Raw genomic sequence first — 21,324 nt, 5'->3', positions numbered from 1 at the left:
GGGCTCGATGTGGTTGCCTGGGCGGTCGATTCGGTCAGCGATCACGTGGCGACGGTATGGCCCGCGCCTCGGTAGACGCCGCCTGGCCGCTGTCGCACCGGCCTTGGCGCGCGCCTGCGAATCGTCTGACTATCTGTCTTCTAAATAGGGGTCGGCAATGCCAAACCCGGCCAGCAGCGTGCGCTCCAACGCCTCCATCTGCTCGGCCTCTGCGTCATCTATATGGTCATAGCCGAGCAAATGCAAGCAACCGTGTATTACCAGATGGGCGTAGTGATCGTGGCAGGACTTGCCCTGTTCGGCGGCTTCGGCGACCACCACGGCATGGCAGATCACCAGGTCGCCGAGCAGCCCCACCTCGATGCCCGGCGGCCCCTCGAAGGGGAACGAGAGCACGTTGGTGGGCTTGTCCTTGCCGCGATAGTCGCGGTTGAGCTGGCGGCTTTCGTCGCGCTCGACGAAGCGCACGGTGAGCTCGCGGCGCGACTCCTCGGCGTGGTCGAGCACCCGCCCGATCCAGGTCTCGAGGTCGGCGGCGCTGGGCAGCTCGGCGGTGGCCGCGTCGGCCACCGCGACCTGACGGTCGATCTCGAGGTTCACGAGGCGCCACCGTCACGCGCGGCGCTGGCCTCCAGGCGCGCCTGACGCCGCTCTTCGCGACGCTTGCGATCGGCGGCCTCCTCGCTGGCTTCGTGGAGGTCGTAGGCCTCGATGATGCGCTGCACCAGCGGGTGGCGTACCACGTCCTTGGGGGCGAACTGGGTAATGCCGATACCGGCGGTGTCGCGCAGTACCTCCAGCACATGGATCAGGCCGGAGCTCGACCCCCGCGGCAGGTCGACCTGGCTGGCGTCGCCGGTGATCACTGCGGTGGAGCCGAAGCCGATACGCGTCAGGAACATCTTCATCTGCTCGCGCGTGGTGTTCTGGCTCTCGTCGAGGATGATGAAGGCGTTGTTGAGCGTGCGCCCGCGCATGTAGGCGAGCGGGGCGATCTCGATGATCTGGCGCTCGATCAGTTTGTTGACCTGTTCGAAGCCGAGCATCTCATAGAGCGCATCGTAGAGCGGGCGCAGATAGGGATCGATCTTCTGCGCCAGATCGCCGGGCAGGAAACCGAGCTTCTCACCCGCCTCGACCGCCGGACGCACCAGCAGGATGCGCCGGACTTCCTGGCGATTGAGCGCCTCGACCGCCGCGGCCACCGCCAGATAGGTCTTGCCGGTGCCCGCCGGGCCGATGCCGAAGTTGATGTCGTGGCGGCGAATGCTGGCGACATAGCCCTGCTGGTTGAAGCCGCGGGGCTTGATCAGCGCCCGCGGCGTGCGGATCAGAATGCCGCCTTCCTCGAGATCGCCGCTCTCCTCCTCGAGCGCCTCGACCCCTGACTCCTGCAGATAGAGGTGGACGGTGTCGGGGAGCAGCTCTTCGGCCTCGGTCTCGCGGTAGAGGTGTTCGAGCACGTTGGCGGCGGCCTTGACGCTGGCGTCGGGGCCGGCGAGCTGGAAGGTGTTGCCGCGATTGCGCAGCGTCACCCCGAGGCGCGTTTCGATCAGCTTCAGATGTTCGTCGCGCTGCCCGCACAGACTGGCGAGGCGCATGGGATCGTTGGGTTCGAGCGTCAGTGACACGACGCGCTGGGCGGACTGTTGGTCTTGAGTCAACGCAGAAGGATCCGTCGATGGTGTGAAGTGGAGGCTGTCAGCTTACTGCGACGCTTCCCGCGGGGGCAATGCTCCAGGATAACCAATCGCCCGCATCCGCGGAGCGCAGCACCCGCGGCCGGCAGTGGCCCACGCGGCTCGGGATGAGCCGCGCATGGCCGCGGTGGCGGGGTGGCTCAATGGCGAACGTCGGAGACCAGCTCGCCGCGCAGCGAGTTGGGCAGCGCCTCGGTGATCGAGACGTCGACGAAGTGGCCGATCAGGCGGGTCGGGTCGTCGGCGCGGAAGTTGACCACACGGTTGTTCTCGGTGCGCCCGGAGAGCTGGCCCGGGTCCTTGGGCGAGAAGCCGGTGACCAGGATGCGCTCGACGTTGCCGACCATGCGTCGGCTGATCTGCTGGGTCTGCTGATTGAGCCGCGTCTGCAGCAGCGCCAGACGCTGCTTCTTGGTCTCTTCCGGCGTGTCGTCGGGCAGCGAAGAGGCCGGAGTGCCCGGGCGCTTGGAGTAGATGAAGCTGAACGAGGCGTCGAAGCCGATACGCTGGATCAGATCCATCGTCTGGGCGAAATCCTCGTCGGTCTCGCCGGGGAAGCCGATGATGAAGTCCGAGGAGAAGCTGATGTCCGGACGCAGGGCGCGGATACGTTCGAGCTTGTCGATGTACATGTCGCGGCCATGGCCGCGCTTCATCGCCGCCAGAATGCGATCGGAGCCCGACTGCACCGGCAGGTGCAGGTGGCTGACCAGCTCGGGGATATCGGCGTAGGCTTCGATCAGGCTGTCGGAGAACTCCACCGGATGCGAGGTGGTGAAGCGGATACGGTCGATGCCGTCCACGGCGGCCACGCAGGCGATCAATTCGGCCAGGTCGATCTCGTCGCCCTCGGCGTCGCGGCCGCGGTAGGCGTTGACGTTCTGCCCCAGCAGGTTGATCTCGCGCACGCCCTGTTCGGCCAGGTGCACGACCTCTTCCATCACCGACTCGAACGGACGCGAGACCTCCTCGCCACGGGTGTAGGGCACCACGCAGAAGGTGCAGTATTTCGAACACCCCTCCATCACCGAGACGAAGGCGGTGGCGCCGTCGGACTTGGGCTTGGGCAGGTGGTCGAACTTCTCGATCTCCGGGAAGGTGACATCCACCGTCTGGATCGGCGTTGCGCTCTTGCTGCGGGCATCGAGCATGGTCGGCAGCCGGTGCAGGGTCTGCGGGCCGAACACCATGTCGACGTGCGGCGCGCGCTTGCGGATGTTCTCGCCTTCCTGGCTGGCCACGCAGCCACCCACGCCGATCACCAGGTCGGGCTTGGCGGCCTTCAGCTTCTTCCAGCGGCCGAGCTGATGGAACACCTTCTCCTGCGCCTTCTCGCGGATCGAGCAGGTGTTGAGCAGGATGACGTCCGCTTCGCGCTCGTCGTCGGTCATCTCGAGGCGGTGGGACTCACCGAGCAAATCCGCCATGCGGGCGGAGTCATACTCGTTCATCTGGCAGCCGTGCGTCTTGATGAAGAGCTTCTTCGTCATGGGTTGCGTTGCGGCCATGCGCGCGTCACCGGTACTCGTGGGGAAAGATAAAAGAGCGTTTCGCGCGGCGGAGTGTCGCCGTCGAGCGAGGTCGCTATCGTCGCGAACGCGGCATTATACGGCTGCCGGCGGCTGGCGGCCAACCCGTGGCGCTCGCAAGCCCATCCGGCTGTGATACCCTTGCGCCTATTTGCGACCCGGTCTGTGCTGATGGCGCCGGGCGCCGTGATGTCGGAGAGTCTTGCGTCTATGTCGTTCAAGCCGGTCTATCGGGTGGTCTTCCACAACCAGGGGGAGGTGTGGGAACTCTACGCCCGCGAGATCTTTCAGAGTGACCTGTGGGGATTCATCGAAGTCGAGGCGTTCGTCTTCGAGGATCAGAGCAAGGTCGTTGTCGATCCCAGCGCCGAGAAGCTGCGGCGCACCTTCGACGGCGTCAGCCGCAGCTACATCCCCTACAGCGCGATCGTGCGCATCGATGAGGTCGAGCGTGGCGGGGCGGCCAAGGCGGTCAAGGCCGAGGGCAATGTCGCCGAATTTCCGCGCCCGATGGCGTGGCCGCCGCGCGACGATAGCTGAGGTCGAGCTTGGTGCAGGCGTCGGCATTGATCAGAAATTCATCAATCTGTCGCCAGCGCCGAGATGACCGGAGTATGACGACGACATGAAACCAGTTGTCCCAAACGTTATCCACAGAAAGTGTGGATGTCTCCCCGGGAGGCGTGCGGGACGGCAGTCCAGCAACCGGACAACCGCTGTGGGCGCCCGTCGCCCGCGGCCCAACGAAGCCTCTGCAGGACGCGGAGGCCGCTCATCGTCGCGTGGAACGAAGCCGAACCGTTATCCATTAGCCACTAAGATCACGACGACATGTTGAAAATGCGAAATGTTGCGATGGGCTGCGCCGTGGGCGCGGCGCTTTTGTTCTCCGCCGGTGTCTCGGCGCAGACCGACCACTGGGTCAGCGACAAGCTGCCCACCTTCGTGCGCAGTGGCCCCACCGACGGCTACCGTATCGTCGGCACCCTCGACAGTGGCGATCCGGTCACGGTGTTGCAGACCCAGGGCGACTACACCCAAGTGCGTGGCCCCGATGGTGACGAGGTGTGGATCCAGTCGCGCTTCGTGCAGGACACGCCGAGTGCTCAACAGCAGTTGCCGGCGCTGCGAGACAAGGTCGCCAGCTTGACCAAGCGCCTCGACGGTATCGACGGTGAGTGGAACCAGCGCGTGGCGGATCTGCGCAGCGAACTCGCCAGCCGCCAGCAGCAGGTCGACAAACTGCAGGCGAGCAACAACCAGCTCAGTCAGGCCTACTCCCAGGCGGAGACCAAGATGCGCGAGATGCAGGCGCGTCTGGACACCCAGGAGGAGGATCTGCTGATGCGCTACTTCATGTACGGCGGCGGGGTCGCCGGGGCGGGTCTGATCCTGGGCTTGATCGTGCCGCATCTGCCGCGCCGCCGGCGCAAGCGCGACCGCTGGTTCTAAGGTCGCCTGTCAGGCGTCGCCGGGGCCTCGGGCCAGGCGGTGATGCGGCCTCGGGCCCGGTGGTGAAGAGAGAGGGCGAGGGCGGATGCAGATCGATTGGCTGAGACGCTGGCGCGAGGGGCGTATCGGGTTTCATCGTGATGCCCCTCACGCTGCCCTGGTAGACCACTGGCCGCGGTTGGGGCTGGCCGCCGGCGCCAAGGTGCTGGTGCCGCTGTGTGGCAAGAGCCACGACATGCGCTGGCTGGCGGCGCAGGCGTATCCGGTGCTGGGGGTGGAACTATCGCCGCTGGCGGTGGATCAGTTCATCGGCGAGGGGGCGCTGCCGGCGCTGCGCTACGCCCAGGCCGGTTTCTCCTGCGTGCGTCAGGGGCGGATCGAGCTGTGGTGCGGTGACTTCTTCCGCTTTCACGTCGAGCAGGCGGCCGAACTCGCGGCTTTCTACGACCGCGCCGCATTGATCGCGCTGCCGCGTGCCTCGCGGCAGCGCTACGCCCACCATCTGGCTCAGCTATTCCTGCCGGGCACCCAGGGGCTGCTGGTCACCCTGACCCATGCCAATGGCGAGCGGGGGCCGCCCTACAGCGTCGACGCCGAAGAGGTCGAGCGCCTGCTGGGTCCTAACTTCGCGCTGCAGCGACTGGCTGGCCCGGGTGAGCCGGACGCCAAGGGGGCCTGCGAGACGGTATGGCATCTGATGCGACGTGGGCCCTGCGGCTGAGGGATGGCTCCCCCGACGACCCTGCCGATCATGCTGCAAACGACAACGCCCGCGGCCTTCCGGCTGCGGGCGTCGTCGTTTGCGGGTGCCCAATGTTTGCGCGTGCCCAATGTAGGGCGTTCACGATGCAGGGCGTTCAGCGCGCCAGCAGGTTGGCCAGCTGCTGGTCGCGGAAGGTGCGGTCCAGGGCGCTGCTGAGCAGCTCGCTGACCATACGGTTGTTGGTGTCCCAATCGGGCTTGAAGGCGTAGCTCTGCTTGCGCTTGGCGGTATAGCGGCCGGTATAGGTGTTGCTGCCGTTCTCCACCTTGGCGGTGATGATCGCCTGCAGCTGGGAGGCGCCGAGCAGCGGCTCGTCGGCGCTGCCGCGGGCGTAGTCGAGTTCCGACAGGGTCAGGGTCAGCGAGGGGCCGCCGCTCTCCTGGGTGGTGGGATTGAAGCCCATGCTACGCAGCGCGTTCTCGGCCTGTGCCTGCAGCTTGGGGATCACATCGTGGGCTTCGACGGTGATGGTCGAGGTGGCCGAGGCGGTGCCGGAGCGGGTGCCGATGACGTTGTCGTCACGCCCGTCGACCACGTTCAGGGTCACCGTCTGGCCGCTGCCGGTGTGCGGAAAGCCGCCGCTCACCTTCGGCTGTACGGAGAGAATCTGTGGGCTCTGGGCGCAGGCGGCGAGCAGGCCGAGCACCCCAAGAATCGCCACGCACTTGAGCGCAAACCACTGACGCATAACTACCTCTCGAATCTGCGGGGAAGGACCCGCCCAGTATAGACGGCTTGCGCGGGCGCTCGTAGCGCTTCAGCCGACCGGCAGCGCGACATTCTGCGCACCGGCGGCATCGAAGCCGTGCAGCCGGCTGGGCAGGGCGAACAGCCGCCGCCCGCGGGTGATGCCCAGGCGCTCGAACTCGGCGTGGCTGACGCTGGCCAGCCACGGCTCCTCGAGCCAGTCGGCCTCGAGTTCGAGGCGCACTTCGGCCCCTACCGGGACGATCGCCGCCACGGTGATCGGCAGGTGCGCCGCGGGGATCGCATGCTCGGCCAGATGCACCTCGTGGGGGCGCAGCAGCAGCTCACGGCGGCCCGGCTCGACCCCCGGCACGCTGACGCTGGCATTGCCGCAGGTCAGGCGGCCGTTGGCGACGTCGCCCTCCAGCCGGTTGACCTCGCCGAGGAACTCGAACACGAAGCGGTTGGCCGGCTCGCGGTAGAGGGTATCCGGGGTGGCGATCTGTTCGACCCGGCCGTTGCTCATCACCACCACGCGGTCGGAGAGCTCCAGCGCCTCCTCCTGGTCGTGGGTGACGAACAGGCTGGTGAAGCCGAGCTCCTCGTGGAGGTGGCGCAGCCAGCGGCGCAGCTCCTGTCGCACCTTGGCGTCGAGCGCGCCGAACGGCTCGTCGAGCAGCAGCACGTCGGGCTTGAGCGCCAGGGCCCGGGCTAGCGCCACGCGCTGCTGCTGGCCGCCGGAGAGCTGGGCCGGGAAGCGCTCGGCGAAAGCGCTCAGGCGCACCATCTCCAGCAGCTGCATGACGCGGGTACGGATATCGCTGTTCGAAGGGCGCTGGCGCCGCGGCAGCGCGCGCAGGCCGAAGGCGACGTTCTCGAACACGCTCATGTGGCGGAACAGGGCGTAGTGCTGGAAGACGAAGCCGATCCGGCGCTCGCGCACGTGCACCTGGGTGACCTCGCGCTCGCCGAAGTGGATCGTGCCCCCATCAGCCTGCTCGAGACCGGCGACGATGCGTAGCAGCGTCGTCTTGCCCGAACCCGAGGGGCCTAGCAGACCGATCAGCTCGCCATCGCGGATGTCGAGGTCGATCGGCTCCAGCGCGCGGGTGGCGCCGTAGGTCTTGTCGATCTGCGAGATACGGATGCTCATGCGAGGCTCTCCCGGCGCGCGGCGCGCCATTCGAGTGCCGCCTTGGCGGCCAGGGTCAGCAGGGCCAGCAGGGCCAGCAGCGAAGCGCTGGTGAAGGCACCGACGGTATTATAGTCCTGATACAGCTGTTCGACCTGCAGCGGCAGGGTGTTGGTCTGTCCACGGATCGCCCCGGCGACCACCGAGACAGCGCCGAACTCGCCCACTGCACGGGCATTGGTGAGGATCACGCCGTAGAGCAGGGCGTGACGGATCTTGGGCAGCGTGACGCGGCGGAAGATCGTCCAGCCGGAGGCGCCCAGGGTCACCGCGGCTTCCTCCTCGCGGGCGCCCTGGGCCTGCATCAACGGGATCAGCTCGCGGGCGACGAAGGGGCAGGTGACGAAGATCGTCACCAGCACGATGCCCGGCCAGGCGAACATGATCTGGATATCGTAGCCGTCGAGCCAGCCCCCGAGCCAGCCGTTGCGACCGTAGAGCAGCAGATAGACCAGCCCGGCGACCACCGGCGAGACCGCGAAGGGGATGTCGATCAGCGTCTGCAGCAGGCGCCGTCCGGGGAAGTTGAAGCGGGTCACCAGCCATGCCAGGAAGATCCCGAACACCAGGTTGATCGGCACCGTCAGCAGCGTCACCAGCAGGGTCAGTCCGATCGCCGCCAGGGTGTAGCGGTCGCTCAGGTTCTGCCAGTAGAGATCGATGCCACCCATCAGCGCCTGGGCAAAGATCGCCACCAGCGGCAGCAGCAGGAACAGCGCGGTCAGCACCAGCGCCACGCCGATCAGCAGCCGGCGCACGCCGGGGGCATCACCGATACGGATCATCAGGCTCCCCCTCCATGCAGGCGGCGAGTGAAGCGCCCCTGCCACAGATTGATCACCAGCAGCAGCGCCAGCGAGGTCGCCAGCACGATCGAGGCCACCGCGGTGGCGCCGGCATAGTCGTACTCCTGCAGCTTGACGAAGATCATCAGCGAGGTGATCTCGGTTTCGAATGGCTTGCCGCCGGCGATGAAGATCACCGCGCCGAACTCGCCCAGCGAGCGCACGAAGGCGAGCCCGGTGCCGGTGACCAGTGCCGGCCAGAGGTGGGGCAGGATCACCCGACGGAAGGCGTGGCCATCGCGGGCACCCAGGGTCACCGCGGCCTCGTCGACCTCGCTCGGCAGATCCTCGAGGATCGGCTGCACCGTGCGCACCACGAACGGGATGCTGGTGAAGGCCATGGCCAGGGCGATGCCCACCCAAGTATAGGCGATCGGCAGGCCCAGCGTCTCCAGCCAGCGCCCGACCCAGCCCTGGCTCGAGTAGAGCGTTGCCAGGGTGACCCCGGCGACCGCGGTGGGCAGTGCGAAGGGGAGATCCATCAGCGCATCCACCAGGCGCTTGCCGGGGAACTCGTAGCGTACCAGCACCCAGGCCATCAGCAGCCCGAAGGCAGCGTTGAACAGCGCCGCTACGGCCGCGGCGAGCAGCGTCACCCGGTAGCTGGCGAGGATGCGCGGGTCGCTGATCAGAAACCAGTACTGCGACAGGCTCAGCTGCGACAGCTGCCCCACCAGGCTGGTCAGGGGCAGCAGCAGGATCAGCGAGACGAACGTCAGCGTCACGCCCAGCGATAGCCCGAAGCCCGGCAGGACACGGCGGCTGGCCCGCCGACGCAGGGTCGCGGCGATCATCGGCGCTGCAGCTGGTCCAGTTCGCCGCCGCTGGCGAAATGGGTCTTCATCGCCTCGGGCCAGCTGCCGAAGACGTCTTCGACGCGCAGAAGCTCGGTCTGCGGGAAGCGGTCGCTGAACTCCGCTGCCACCGCCTCGTCGTTGACCCGGTAGTTGAAACCGGCGAGCAGGCGCTGGGCCTCTTCGGTGTAGAGGTAGTCCAGGTAGCCCTTGGCCAGATCCAGGTTGCCGTTGCGCTCGGCGTACTCCTCGACTACGGCCACCGGGAACTCGGCGAGGATGCTCACCGGCGGCACCACCACCTCGTAGCCATCCTGGCCATACTCGCTGCGGATATTGTTGACCTCGGACTCGAAGGTGATCAGCACATCGCCGATGCCACGCTCGACGAAGGTGGTGGTGGCGCCGCGGCCACCGGTGTCGAACACCTCGACGTTACCCAGGAAGCGCTTCATGTAGGCTTCGATCTTGGCCTTGTCGCCGTCGAAGGCCTGATCGGCGTAAGCCCAGGCGGCCAGGTAGGTGTAGCGGCCGTTGCCCGAGGTCTTGGGGTTGGGGAACACCAGCTCGACGTCGTCGCGCGCCAGGTCGTCCCAGTTCTCGATCTGCTTGGGGTTGCCCTTGCGTACCAGGAAGGCGGTGGTCGAGTAGTAGGGCGAGGCGTGGTTGGGGTACTGCGCCTGCCAATCCTTGGCCACCAGCCCGGCATCGGCGAGCACGTTGACGTCGGTGACCTGGTTGAAGGTCACCACGTCGGCGCGCAGGCCCTGCATGATCGAGCGCGCCTGGGTTGAGGAGCCGCCGTGGGACTGTTTCACGCTCACCTGCTCGTCGTGCTGCTGCTGCCACCAGTCGACGAACTTGGGGTTGACCGCGGCGAACAGCTCGCGGGCGATATCGTAGGAGGCGTTGAGCAGCTCGCGCGGCTGATCGGCCTGTGCCGGGCCAATGCTGCCCAGAGCGAGGGCCAGACCCAGGGTGGAGGCGGCGAACCAGCGGCGAGACGAGGCGAGTCGGAGCATGTGGGTTCCCTGAATGGTGATGGCTTGTGGCGCACGCGGCGCTCTTATCGTGTGTGGCTAGCGGAGCAGGCTAAATAAACCCATATGGAATTACAATATGACTATCTATGTCATTTGGGTATAACGATGCGCATGCCTTCTATAAGCGATGCAGCGGGCGTCGAGGACGCTCAGCGGGGGCGACCCAGTGCCAGGAGGCCGAGCAGGGGGCCGGGCAGCAGCAGCCAGGCCAGCGACTGGCCGAGCAGGGGCAGCCACGGCAGCAGCAGGCCGATCGATAGCGCCGAAATGGCGAAGCCAATGGCGTTCTGCAGGGTCAGCGCGCTGCCCACCAGCGAGGCGGGGCAGGCGCGCGCCGAGAGCGCCGAGAAGTGCGGCGAGTCGATCACTGCCAGCAGGCTCCAGCTACCGAGCAGGGCGATCAGCGCCGCGGTGGGCAGGATCCCGGCGGTGAGGGCGTAGAGCGCCGCGCAGAGCGCCGAGCCGGCCAGGCCCCAGCGCGCCACCGCCAGGCTGCCATGGCGCTGGCTCAGCCAGCCGCCGAGCCAGCAACCGGGGGCGCCTACCGCGATCAGGGTGAAGCTCGAGAGTGCCACGCCGGTCGCGGAGAGCCCGGGCAGGGCATGTCGGAGTAGCAGCGGCAGCAGCGCCCACAGCGTGTAGAGCTCCCACATATGGCCGAAATAGGCGCAGGCGGCGCGGCGGAACTCAGCGAGACGAAAGGCCGCCAACCCACCTAGCCGCGGGCGCGATGGGTGCGGGTCAGAGCGGGGCGCTTCCCCCAGCCAGGCCACGCCGGCGGCGCCGATCAGCGCCAGCAGCGAGGCCAGCCAGAGCGTCAGCTGCCAGCCGCCGCGCAGCTCCAGGGCCGCCAGCAGGTGCGGCATCGCGGTGCCCAGCACCAGCATGCCGACCAGCCATGCCAGCGCCGCACCGGTTCGGGTGGGGGCCCAGCCCACCATCAGCTTCATCCCCACCGGGTAGATACCGGCCAGCGCCATGCCGGTGATCAGGCGCAGCGCCACCGCCGGGCCCAGACCGCCGGCATAGGCGAGCGCTGCATTGCTGGCGGCACCGATCACCCCGCAAAAGGCGAATACCCGACTGGCATCGTGGCGATCGGCGAGCCCGCTGAGCCCGATCCCCAGGGTGCCGAGCAGAAAGCCCACCTGTACTGCGCCGGTGAGCCAGGCCAGGTCGTCGGCATCCAGCGCCCACGCCTGGCGCAGCTCGGCGAGCACCGCGTTGGGGGTGAACCAGAGCGTGGTGCCGAACCACTCGGCCAGCGCGATCACCACGATCGGCAGCCACGGCCTGCGTGACATCAGCACCGGCTACCCGGGACGCGGCGAGCCTGCACTCAAAGCCCCATGGCAGAGGAGGTCGAACGGCGCGGATCGGCGCCGCCGGTGAAGGTGCCGTCGGGTTCGATCAGGATCGACTGGGCCGCGCCCATCGCCGCCTGCTGGCTGAGCGTGTGGCCCATCGCCTCGAGCAGGGCTTGGGTGTCGGGGCTGATGCCATCCTCGATGCGAATCTCGTCGGGCAGCCACTGGTGGTGGATACGCGGCGCGCTCACCGCGCTCTGGATGTTCATGCCGTGGTCGATCACGTTCATCACCACCTGCAGGGTCGTGGTGATGATGCGCGAGCCCCCGGGGCTGCCGGTGATCAGGAAGTTCTTGCCATCCTTCTTGACGATGGTCGGGGTCATCGACGACAGCATGCGTTTACGCGGCTCGACCTTGTTGGCCTCGCCGCCGATCAGACCGTAGGCGTTGGGGGCACCCGGCTTGGCCGAGAAGTCATCCATCTCGTTGTTGAGCAGAAAGCCGGCGCCGTCGACCACAATGCCCGAGCCGTAGCTGAAGTTGATGGTATAGGTGTTGGAGACCGCCAGGCCGTTGTCGTCGGCGATCGAGAAGTGCGTGGTCTCGTTGGACTCGTAGGGCAGCGGGTTGCCGGCGGCGATCTCGGTGCTCGGGGTGGCGTGGTCGAGGGGGATCTCGGCGCGCAGTTTGGCGGCGTAGGCCGGCGAGGTCAGCCCGGCCAGCGGCACGTCGACGAAATCGGGGTCGCCCAGATATTTGGCGCGATCGGCGTAGGCGCGCTGCATGGCCTCGGCCATCAGATGAATGGTGCGCGCCGAGTTGAACCCCATGGCTTGAATGTCGTAGCCCTCGAGGATATTCAGCATCTGCACGATATGCGCGCCGCCGGAGGAGGGCGGGCTCATGGCGTAGACATCGTAGCCGCGATAGTTGCCGTGTACGGGCTGGCGAATCCTGGGCTGGTAGTCGGCCAGATCCTGAGCGGTCATCAGGCCGCCGTGGCGCTGCATCTCGGCGCTGATCAGACGCGCCGTCTCGCCCTCGTAGAACTCGCGCGGGCCCTTGGCGGCGATGCGCTTGAGCGTGGCGGCGAGATCGGGCTGGCGGAAGCGCTCGCCGGCGCGATAGTTGGAGCCGTCGGGTTTGTAGAAGACCTTGCGCGTGGAGTCCCACTGCTTGAGTCGATCCTGGGCCTGCTCGAGCCCTTCGGCGAAGCGCGGCGGCACGCTGAAGCCCTCCTCGGCCAGGGTGATCGCCGGCGCCAGCGCCTCCGCCAGGCTAAGCGTGCCGTACTTGTCCAGCGCCAGGGCCAGGCCGGCCACCGTGCCGGGCACGCCCGAGGCGTTGTGGGTAAAACGCGACAGCTGCGGCACCGCCTCGCCCTGGTCGTTCTGGAACATCGTCGCGTAGGCCGCCGCGGGCGCCTTCTCGCGGTAGTCGATGGCGATCACCTCGTCGCGCTGCTCGTCGGAGATCAACATGAAGCCGCCGCCGCCGATATTGCCCGAGCGCGGCTGGGTCACCGCCAGCGCGAAGCCCGCGGTGACCGCGGCGTCCACCGCATTGCCGCCCTTGGCGAGAACGTCGTGGGCGATCTGCGAGGCCAGGTAGTGGCTGGTCGCGACCATGCCGTGTTCACCCACCTGCGGATGAAAACGCTCGCCCTCGAGAATCGCCGAATCAGCCAGCGCCAGCGGGGCGGCGCCCAGATAGAGTGTGGAGAGGCTGATCGATAGCCAGCGCCGGACGGTCGTGCGAACGCGTGAGGACATGGGAGGGCTCCTGATCCTGATGCTGTTTTTGATTGTGGTCTGGGTCTGGCTGCCGATCGGGTAGGGCTCTGGAGGTCGGGATCCAGATAGAGGCAGCAAGACCGTCAGCGCCGGCGGATGGCCCATCCGCCGCGGTGTCTGGCCGAGCATAGCCCGTGAGCGCACGATCGGCTAACCGCAGCGTCGCCGAGGGCTGCTAGAATGCAGGCATACCGAGGCCCATGCCACGCCCTTCACTGTCAGGACTCTGCGTCACATGCGTGATTTCAAGATTGCTCCCTCGATTCTTTCCGCCAACTTCGCCTGCCTGGGACAGGAAGTGGATGATGTCCTGGCCTCCGGCGCCGACATGATCCATTTCGACGTGATGGACAACCACTACGTGCCCAACCTGACCATGGGACCCATGGTCTGCGAGGCGCTGCGCAAGCACGGGGTCACCGCGCCGATCGACTGCCATCTGATGGTCAAGCCGGTGGATCAACTGATCGGTGATTTCATCGACGCCGGGGCCAGCTATGTCACCTTCCACCCGGAAGCCTCGGAGCATATCGACCGCTCGCTGCAGTTGATCAAGAGCCGTGGCTGCAAGGCCGGGCTGGTGTTCAATCCGGCTACGCCGCTCTCCTATCTCGACTACGTGATGGACAAGCTCGACATGATCCTTTTGATGAGCGTCAACCCCGGCTTCGGCGGCCAGTCGTTCATTCCCGCCGCGCTCGACAAGCTCCAGGCGGCGCGGCGCCGGATCGATGCCAGCGGGCTGCCGATCCGGCTGGAGATCGATGGCGGTGTCTCGCCGCAGAACATCGCCGAGATCGCCCGCGCCGGCGCGGATACCTTCGTCTCCGGCTCGTCGATCTTCAAGGCGCGCAGCCTCGACGACCCGAATCGCTACGATGGCGTGCTCGGCGAGATGCGCAGCGCCCTCGCGAGCCTGGATTGAGGGCGTGGCGGCAGTGAGCGAGTGCGGCCGCGAGGCGGGGGGCGCCGACCGCCCCTGGTATCTCTATCTGATCGAGACCGCCGCCGGCGCGCTCTATACCGGCATTACCACCGACGTCGCGCGGCGCTTCGCCGAGCACAGTCGAGGCAAGGGGGCACGTGCGCTGCGTGGGCGCGGGCCACTGACGCTGCGTCACGTCGAGCGAGTGGGTAGCCAGAGCGAGGCGCTCAAGCGGGAGGCGGCGATCAAGCGTCTTGGCGCGGCACAGAAGCGGCACTGGCTGGCGCAGCGTGACAACGATTGTCATCGAATTGTCATCACGCCAGAGAGCCCAAGCCCCTAAACTGTAACGATATGTTAATGTTGGGTGGTCGAGAGCATGAAGGTCGTGGCGCTGCACAACTTGAAGGGCGGAGTGGGCAAGACCTCGGCGGCGGTCAATCTGGCCCGGGAAGCCAATCGCGATCGGGTGCCGGTGCTGCTGTGGGATCTCGACGCCCAGGGCGCCTCGACCTGGGTACTGGGCGGCGAGAGCGGGCTGAGCAAGAAGGTCTCCAAGCTGCTCGCCGGCAAGTCACCGCTCGGCGAGCAGGTGCAGCACACCCCTTGGGAGCGCTTCGACCTGCTGCCGGCGGATATCCGCCTGCGCGAGCTGGATCGCCTGCTCGACGCCAGCGCCGATGGTGACAAGCACCTCAAGCGGCTGATCGAACCGTTCGGCGAAGAGTACGGGCTGATGATCCTCGACTGCCCGCCGGGGCTCTCGACACTGGCGGAGCAGCTGATCCGCGCCGCCGACCGTATCCTGGTACCGACCATCCCCAGCCCGCTCTCGGTGCAGGCCTTCTCGCGCATGCTCGATCATCTCGATCTCAAGAAGCGTCAGCGCGAGCGGCTCTCGCCCTTCTTCAATCTGGTCGACCGGCGGCGCACCCTGCACCGCGACTGGATCGATTCACCCCCGGCGGCACTCGGCCGGCCCATGCGCAGCTGGATTCCCTATGCCAGCGATGTCGAACGCATGAGCCTCGAGTGTCGGCCGCTGGCCGACCTGGCACCGCGCAGCCGCGCGACCCTGGCGTACCGCCAGCTGTGGCGCGAGCTCAAGGCCGATCTCGACGCCTGAGGCGCAGCGATGGGTGGCATAGACAGGGCGCGGTATCGGGCGCCATAGACGGGGTGCGGCACCGGGCGCCATAGATAGCCAGGGCGCGGCACCGGGCGCCATAGATAGACAGGGCGCGACATCGGGCGCCATAGATAGACAGGGTGCGGCATCGGGCACCGTAGACAGCCCGCGCGTTCAGGCTTCGGCCAGCGCGCCCAGTACCCGCGCCACCGCCTCGGCACCGGGATCTGTCACCCCCTGCAGGGCGCTCTCCGGCAGATAGGCGGAGCGCCCGGCGCCAGCACGGGCCATCGTCGCGGTGGCATCGGCACCTTCCCGCGCGCGCTCGGCCGCCAGCGCCAGATCGCCACCCTCGCGCAGCGTCTCCACCGCCGGTATCAGCGCATCGAGCAGGGTGCGGTCGCCCTGTGCCGCACCGCCGTAGCGCTGCATGCGCTCGATGCCCACCGCCAGTGCCGCGGCGAGATCGTCGTTCTCGGCCAGCTCGGCCCCCGCTGCGGTGAACAGGATCGACAGCAGCACGCCGCTGGAGCCGCCCATGTCACGGGCGAGGCAGGCGCCGATGGCGCCGAACAGCGCGCCCGGCCGGGCGCTTTCGAGCTGGCCGGCGTCTAGCCGTCTGGCGACGGCCTCGGCGCCGCTGGCCAGGCTGGTGCCGGCATCGCCATCGCCGCTGCGGGCATCCAGGTCGTCGAGCGCCTGGCGTGAGTCGCGCAGAATCTCGATTGCCGCATGCAGGCGTGTCTCCACCGCGGCGTCGCGCTCGACATGCTCGGGCACAGTTGTCTCACTGACCTGGGGCGTGAAGCGGGCCGGCGCGCAAGGGGTGTTCAGCCCCGGCCAGGCGGGCGCGGTGGTCGGGGCGGCGAGCGCGCTGACCAGATCGTCGTCGGCCGCCACTAGCGTGATCGAGAAGCCCTGCATATCGAGCGACGTCATCATCGCTGCCGGCCCGATCACGCCAGAGAGCGCCAGCCCGCGGCGATTGACCAACAGGCTGGCGGCGAGCACCTGCATCTCCTGTTCGGCGGCGCCGCCCAGATTGTTGAGCAGGGCCACGTAGGGTGGTGCGTAACCGCGCGCGGAGAGAGTCTCGGTGAGCGGCGCCAGCAGGGTCTCCACCGCCTCGCTGGCACTCTCCGGCTCGACTCTTCGCACGCCGCTCTCGTTGTGAATGCCCAGGCCCAGCTCCGGGGCGCAGGGCGCCTTCGCTTCGCCCGGGCGAGCGGCGTGGGAGAGCGCCAGCCCCAGCGAGGCGATCCGCGGCAGGGCGGCGTCGACGCGTTCGCTCAAGGTCTCCAGCGGGGTCTGCTGTGTTGCCAGCCAGCCGGCCAGCTTGTGCACGATCAGGGTGCCGGCGATGCCGCGGGGCTGGGGCGCATCGGGCAGGGCGATATCGTCGCCGACGATCACCATCGACACCGCCAGGCCCTCCTGGCGCGCCTGCTCGGCGGCGAGGCCGAAATTGAGCCGGTCGCCGGTGTAGTTCTTGACGATCAGCAGACAGCCGGCCGCGCCGCACACTTCGCGAATCGCGGCGAGTACCGCATCGACGCTGGGCGAGGCGAACAGCCCACCGACCACCGCGCCGGTCAGCATGCCCTCGCCGATGAAGCCGGCGTGGGCCGGCTCGTGGCCGCCACCACCGCCGGAGAGCAGGGCGACCTGGTCACGCCCGTGGTGCTCGCGATCCCAGTCGGCGCGGACCAGAATGCGCAGATGCTGGCTGGGTTCGGCGATACGCACGTCCGTCAGCGCACTGACGCCGGCGAGGACGTCATCGATCAGGGTGTCGGCGGCGTTGTAGAAATGCTGCATGATGGACTCCTGCAGTGGCAGGCCCGGGGACGATGGCCGAGGTGGAGAACGAAGAGGAGCAGGGCGTCGCCACCCGGTATGGCGGTATTGCGTCGGCCCGCTCAGACCCCGAGGTTAGCCCAGATAGGCATGCGCTTCGAGCGCTCGCCGCCGAACCGGATGGCGCCGAGGCGACTTCGATGGCGAGGCCGGAACCTGTATGCTTAGCCAGTTCACTCGCCACTCTCCATGCGATACTCCCCTATGGCGTTGCCCACGCTCGACGACCCGTTCTACTACCTGGCCAATTTCCACACCGTGCTCGACTGGCTCGGGTCGCGTTACGCCGACCTGTTGTCGGTCGAGGAGCGTGACTTCATCGCCGCCTTCGAGGCGCTGCCGCGGCCCTCCCGGGCGCTGTTGGTGCGCATGGTGATGCGCAAGGGCGTCGACTTCCGCGCCAGCCGGCTGTGCTATGCCGAGATCGGTGACACGGAAACGGCGGCGGCGCCGCTGATCGCTGCCGGCTGGGTCGAGACCGATGCCGAGCTGGCGCTGCCGGCACTCTTCGCCTTGACGACCAAAAGCGAGCTTGCCGCCGACCTGGCGCCGTGGCTGGCCGAGCTGGGGCTTTCGCGCAGCACGGGCAAGACGGCCTGGCGCGAGGCGCTGGCGGCCGAGTCGCCGGCGCCGCGAGCGTTGCCGGCATGGTTGCCGAGCCTCGACGATACCCACTACCGGTTGACCGTCGATGCCATCGGCGAGCGCTTCCGGCTGATGTTCTTCGGTAACCTGCGTCAGCAGTGGTCGGAGTTCGTGCTCGCGGATCTGGGCGTCTACCGCTTCGAGTCCGTTCCCCTGGCGGCATCGTCACGGGCCTTCTCGCGGCGCGGTGAACTTGAGGCTTACCACCATCTGCATCGCTGCCGCGAGCGCTTCGACGCCGACGAGCCGCTGGCTGACCTGCTCGCCGCGATCCCGCGTGAGCCCTTCGACAACCCCTGGCTGGAGCGGCGCCGTGGCCGGCTGCTCTACAAGCTCGCCTATCGCTGTGAGCGCCACGGCGAGCTGCAGCAGGCGCTGGCGCTCTACCACGACAGTGCCGCGCCGGAAGCGCGTCTACGCCGGGTTCGGGTGCTCGAACGCCTGGCACGCTTCGACGATGCCTGGCAACTGGCCCAGCGTGCCGAGGCCGCGCCGGTGAGTGCCGCCGAGGCCCAGGCGCTGGGGCGCATCGTACCGCGTCTGCGGCGCAAGCTGGGGTTGCCGCGGCGCGACACCGCAGTGCCGGCCGAGCCCGAGCGCATCACACTGACGCTGTCGCGTAGCGGCTGGGTCGAGGGCGCGGTGGCGGCGCATCTGAGCCGCGACGATGCGCCGGTGATCTATGTCGAGAACACCCTGATCAATGCGCTCTTCGGCCTGCTCTGCTGGGAGGCGATCTTCGCGCCGCTGCCGGGGGCCTTCTTCCACCCGTTCCACAGCGGCCCCGCCGACCTCTTCGACTAGGACTTCCACACCCGGCGCCAGGCGCAGTTCGCGGCCTGCCTGGCGACGCTGGCGCGTGATGACTATCGCGACATCGTGCGTCAGCGCTTTCACGCCAAGCACGGCATACAGTCGCCTTTCGTGGCCTGGGGGGCGCTCGACGAAACCACGCTGGAGCTGGCACTGACGTGTCTTCCTGCGCGCCATCTGCGGCTGTGGTTCGAGCGTCTGCTGGGCGATATTCGTGCCAACCGCGCCGGCATGCCGGATCTGATCCAGTTCTGGCCGGGTGAGGCGCGCTACCGCATGATCGAGGTGAAGGGACCCGGGGACCGCCTGCAGGACAACCAGAAGCGCTGGCTCGCTTTCTGCGCCGAGCACGCCATGCCGGTCAGCGTCTGCTATGTCAGCTGGGAGGAGCAGAGCCTGGACGCCGCGGCGAGCGGGCCGGACGCGACGGCAGAGGATGGCGGCGTGCCGCTGGCGCGCGCTCCGGGTGGTCGCTCGGCGTGAGTTACCGTATCGCGGTGCGCGCCCTGTGCGAGTTCTCGGCCAAGGCGGGGGATCTCGATCTGCGCTTCACGCCATCGCCTTCGGCCCAGGAGGGCATCGCCGGCCACCGGGTGGTGAGCGAGCGCCGCGGCGAGCGCTACGAGCGTGAGGTGGCGCTCGCCGGGCACTATGCGCATCTCGAGGTGCGCGGACTCGCCGATGGCTACGATCCCGATGCCAACCGGCTCGAGGAGATCAAGACCCACCGCGGCGATCTGGCGCGCCAGCCGGCCAACCAGCGCGCCCTGCATTGGGCCCAGGCTCAGGTCTACGGTCACTTGCTGTGCCTGGCGCGGGGGCTCGATCAGCTCGACGTGACCCTGGTCTATTTCGATATCGCCAGCCAGCGCGAGACGCCGCTCAGCCAGCGCTGCAGCGCGTCTGAGCTGCGCGAGGTGTTCGAGACCCACTGTCAGCGCTTTCTGGCCTGGGCCCAGCAGGAGCTGGCCCATCGCCGCCGGCGCGACGCCGCGCTGGTGGCGCTGAACTTCCCGTTCGCCGACTTCCGCGCCGGCCAGCGCGAACTCGCGGAGGCGGTCTACAAGGCCACCCACACCCGGCGCTGGCTGCTGCTGCAGGCGCCCACCGGCATCGGCAAGACGCTGGGGACGCTGTTCCCGATGCTCAAGGCGATGCCCGGCGAACCGCTCGACCGGGTGTTCTTTCTCACCGCGCGCAACACCGGCCAGCAGCTGGCGCTGGAAGCCCTGGAACAGCTCGGTGCGCGTCCGCCCGGGGTGTCAGCGGCCTGCGCCGAGGCGCCAGCTCCCGCAGGGTCTTCTGCGGGGGAGGCGACACCGGCGCTGCCGCTGCGGGTGCTCACGCTGACCTCGCGGGAGAAGGCCTGCGAGCACCCCGGCAAGGCGTGCCATGGCGAAGCCTGCCCGCTCGCTGCGGGCTTCTACGACCGCCTGCCGGCGGCGCGGACCGATGCGGCCGCGCGCGGTTGGCTAGACCGCGCCGGCCTGCGCGCGGTGGCCCTCGAACACCAGGTCTGCCCCTACTACCTGGGGCAGGAGATGTCGCGCTGGGCCGATGTGGTGGTCGCCGACGTCAATTACTACTTCGATCTGCACGCCCAGCTCTACGCGCTGACCCTGCAGCAGCAGTGGCAGGTGGGCATTCTGGTGGACGAGGCGCACAACCTGGTCGAGCGCGGCCGCGGGATGTATACCGCGACCCTCGATCACGCCGCCTTTCGACGCCTGATGCCGCAGCTGCCGGCGCCGCTCAAGCGCCCGCTGGCACGGGTCGCCACGGCCTGGCAGGATCTGGCGGAGCAACTGGACGAGGCGGGGACGACTCGCGACTACCGCGTGCTCGAGCGTCTGCCGGGCAAGTTGATCGCCGCGCTGCAGCACGCGGTATCACGGATCGTCGAGTATCAGAGCGAGCAGCCGATCGCGCTGGACGGCGAGCTGCAGCGCTTCTCCTTCGAGGCGCAGCATCTGTGCCGGGTGGCCGAGACGTTCGGCAACCACTCCCTGTGCGACCTGACCCGGCAGCCGCCGCGCGGACGCCAGCGCCGGGCCGGGGCGATGCTGACCCTGCGCAACGTGGTGCCGGCGCCGTTTCTGGCCGCGCGCTTCGCCGCCGCCCATGGCGGTACCCTGTTCTCCGCCACGCTCTCGCCCCAGGGCTACTTCCGCGATCTGCTCGGGGTGCCCGACGCAGCACCCTGGCTGGCGCTGGGCTCGCCCTTTGCCGCCGGCCAGCTCGAGGTGCGCATCGCCACCCGGCTGTCGACCCGCTACGCCCATCGCGAGGCCTCGCTCGAACCTCTGGTGGCGCGCATCGCCGCGGGTTTCCATCAGCGCCGCGGCAACTATCTCGCCTTCTTCTCGAGCTTCGCCTATCTGGAGCAGGTCGCCGATCGTTTGGCCCAGCGTCACCCCGAGGTGCCGCAGTGGCGCCAGGCAGCGCGGATGGATGACGCCGCCCGGACCAGCTTTCTGGCGCGTTTCGAGAGTGGTGGGGCAGGGGTGGGCTTTGCCGTGCTGGGGGGGATCTTCGGCGAGGGCATCGATCTGCCCGGCGAGCGGCTGATCGGTGCCTTCGTCGCGACACTGGGGTTGCCCCAGGTCAACCCGGTCAACGAGCAGATGCGCGAACGCCTGCAGGCACTGCTCGGCAGCGGCTACGACTACACCTACTTCTATCCTGGCATGCAGAAGGTGATTCAGGCCGCCGGGCGAGTGATCCGCACCGCCAGCGACCGCGGCGTCATCGAACTGCTCGACGACCGTTTCGCCCAACCGCGGGCGCGGGCGCTGCTGCCGGCCTGGTGGCCCGAGCCCCGGCTCGACTGAGCGAGCGCGGGGCACC

General features: G+C 68.1%; 20 protein-coding genes. 9 read left to right on the top strand and 11 right to left on the bottom strand.

The genetic code is table 11. The annotated features are described in order from the left end of the window. Positions 1-129: 129 nt before the first annotated feature. From ybeY to miaB, 3 genes are all read right to left on the bottom strand, one after another. Positions 130-600 carry an rRNA maturation RNase YbeY gene (gene ybeY, locus DOM66_RS16880; protein WP_110690949.1) on the bottom strand — a complete coding sequence of 157 codons (471 nt, stop codon included), beginning with the start codon at positions 598-600 and terminating at the stop codon, positions 130-132. Beyond that, entirely contained in the window at positions 597-1,601 is a 1,005-nt protein-coding gene (locus DOM66_RS16875; protein WP_110676961.1) for a PhoH family protein, read from the bottom strand. The genes ybeY and DOM66_RS16875 overlap by 4 nt, the downstream gene beginning before the upstream one ends. Positions 1,602-1,840: 239 nt before the next feature. Beyond that, positions 1,841-3,190, bottom strand: coding sequence for a tRNA (N6-isopentenyl adenosine(37)-C2)-methylthiotransferase MiaB (miaB, locus tag DOM66_RS16870; protein ID WP_110690948.1), 1,350 nt, complete (start codon positions 3,188-3,190; stop codon positions 1,841-1,843). A 249-nt stretch (positions 3,191-3,439) separates the two neighbouring features. On the opposite strand from miaB, the gene DOM66_RS16865 reads away from it, so the two are divergent. The 3 genes from DOM66_RS16865 (at position 3,440) to DOM66_RS16855 (ending at position 5,402) form a co-directional block, all read left to right on the top strand. Next, positions 3,440-3,769, top strand: coding sequence for a DUF1820 family protein (locus DOM66_RS16865; RefSeq protein WP_110676860.1), 330 nt, complete (start codon positions 3,440-3,442; stop codon positions 3,767-3,769). A gap of 291 nt (positions 3,770-4,060) precedes the next feature. Next, positions 4,061-4,681, top strand: a complete 621-nt coding sequence (locus DOM66_RS16860; RefSeq protein WP_110676858.1) for a TIGR04211 family SH3 domain-containing protein — start codon at positions 4,061-4,063, stop codon at positions 4,679-4,681. Between the two features lie 85 nt (positions 4,682-4,766). Further along, positions 4,767-5,402 (top strand): class I SAM-dependent methyltransferase, encoded by a 636-nt coding sequence (locus DOM66_RS16855; protein ID WP_110676856.1) that lies wholly within the window; start codon positions 4,767-4,769, stop codon positions 5,400-5,402. A gap of 136 nt (positions 5,403-5,538) precedes the next feature. Here DOM66_RS16855 and DOM66_RS16850 read toward each other — a convergent pair whose 3' ends face one another. From DOM66_RS16850 to ggt, 7 genes are all read right to left on the bottom strand, one after another. Further along, positions 5,539-6,132 carry a YajG family lipoprotein gene (locus DOM66_RS16850; RefSeq protein WP_110676854.1) on the bottom strand — a complete coding sequence of 198 codons (594 nt, stop codon included), beginning with the start codon at positions 6,130-6,132 and terminating at the stop codon, positions 5,539-5,541. Between the two features lie 69 nt (positions 6,133-6,201). Next, entirely contained in the window at positions 6,202-7,284 is a 1,083-nt protein-coding gene (locus tag DOM66_RS16845) for a sulfate/molybdate ABC transporter ATP-binding protein (RefSeq protein ID WP_110676852.1), read from the bottom strand. Then, a complete protein-coding gene (cysW, locus tag DOM66_RS16840) occupies positions 7,281-8,108 on the bottom strand; it encodes a sulfate ABC transporter permease subunit CysW (RefSeq protein ID WP_110676850.1) in 828 nt (275 codons plus the stop codon). Before cysW ends, DOM66_RS16845 begins: the two co-directional genes overlap by 4 nt. Next, a complete protein-coding gene (gene cysT, locus DOM66_RS16835; protein WP_110690947.1) occupies positions 8,108-8,962 on the bottom strand; it encodes a sulfate/thiosulfate ABC transporter permease CysT in 855 nt (284 codons plus the stop codon). Before cysT ends, cysW begins: the two co-directional genes overlap by 1 nt. Beyond that, a complete protein-coding gene (gene cysP / locus DOM66_RS16830; protein ID WP_110676846.1) occupies positions 8,959-9,984 on the bottom strand; it encodes a thiosulfate ABC transporter substrate-binding protein CysP in 1,026 nt (341 codons plus the stop codon). Before cysP ends, cysT begins: the two co-directional genes overlap by 4 nt. Before the next feature lie 170 nt (positions 9,985-10,154). Continuing rightward, positions 10,155-11,309 carry an MFS transporter gene (locus DOM66_RS16825; protein WP_110676844.1) on the bottom strand — a complete coding sequence of 385 codons (1,155 nt, stop codon included), beginning with the start codon at positions 11,307-11,309 and terminating at the stop codon, positions 10,155-10,157. A 35-nt stretch (positions 11,310-11,344) separates the two neighbouring features. Continuing rightward, entirely contained in the window at positions 11,345-13,087 is a 1,743-nt protein-coding gene (gene ggt, locus DOM66_RS16820) for a gamma-glutamyltransferase (RefSeq protein ID WP_110676842.1), read from the bottom strand. A gap of 256 nt (positions 13,088-13,343) precedes the next feature. Between ggt and rpe the strand changes: the two genes are divergently transcribed. The 3 genes from rpe to DOM66_RS16805 are packed head-to-tail and all read left to right on the top strand — an operon-like array spanning position 13,344 to position 15,159. Then, complete coding sequence (gene rpe, locus DOM66_RS16815) at positions 13,344-14,033, top strand: ribulose-phosphate 3-epimerase (RefSeq protein WP_110676840.1); 690 nt, start codon at positions 13,344-13,346, stop codon at positions 14,031-14,033. 4 nt (positions 14,034-14,037) lie between these two features. After that, complete coding sequence (locus tag DOM66_RS16810; protein WP_342588213.1) at positions 14,038-14,376, top strand: GIY-YIG nuclease family protein; 339 nt, start codon at positions 14,038-14,040, stop codon at positions 14,374-14,376. A 36-nt stretch (positions 14,377-14,412) separates the two neighbouring features. Then, positions 14,413-15,159: a ParA family protein gene (locus DOM66_RS16805; protein ID WP_110690945.1), complete on the top strand. Its 747-nt coding sequence runs from the start codon at positions 14,413-14,415 to the stop codon at positions 15,157-15,159. Between the two features lie 177 nt (positions 15,160-15,336). On the opposite strand, the gene DOM66_RS16800 is transcribed toward DOM66_RS16805, so the two are convergent. Continuing rightward, positions 15,337-16,980: a dihydroxyacetone kinase subunit DhaK gene (locus DOM66_RS16800; protein WP_110690944.1), complete on the bottom strand. Its 1,644-nt coding sequence runs from the start codon at positions 16,978-16,980 to the stop codon at positions 15,337-15,339. Positions 16,981-17,223: 243 nt separating this feature from the next. On the opposite strand from DOM66_RS16800, the gene DOM66_RS16795 reads away from it, so the two are divergent. From DOM66_RS16795 to DOM66_RS16790, 3 genes are read left to right on the top strand one after another with little or no spacing between them, the layout of a single operon-like run. Further along, positions 17,224-18,468, top strand: a complete 1,245-nt coding sequence (locus DOM66_RS16795) for a PDDEXK family nuclease (RefSeq protein ID WP_342588212.1) — start codon at positions 17,224-17,226, stop codon at positions 18,466-18,468. A gap of 39 nt (positions 18,469-18,507) precedes the next feature. Next, positions 18,508-18,960, top strand: a complete 453-nt coding sequence (locus DOM66_RS20045) for a VRR-NUC domain-containing protein (RefSeq protein ID WP_342588215.1) — start codon at positions 18,508-18,510, stop codon at positions 18,958-18,960. Continuing rightward, positions 18,957-21,308: an ATP-dependent DNA helicase gene (locus DOM66_RS16790; protein ID WP_110690943.1), complete on the top strand. Its 2,352-nt coding sequence runs from the start codon at positions 18,957-18,959 to the stop codon at positions 21,306-21,308. The genes DOM66_RS20045 and DOM66_RS16790 overlap by 4 nt, the downstream gene beginning before the upstream one ends. The last annotated feature ends 16 nt before the right edge of the window (positions 21,309-21,324 follow it).

This window comes from Salinicola endophyticus (assembly GCF_003206575.1).
In the GTDB taxonomy this organism is placed as follows: Bacteria; Pseudomonadota; Gammaproteobacteria; order Pseudomonadales; family Halomonadaceae; genus Salinicola; species Salinicola endophyticus.
The sequence above is the reverse complement of the archived record's forward strand: the minus strand, read 5'-3'. Positions and strand labels throughout refer to the sequence as shown.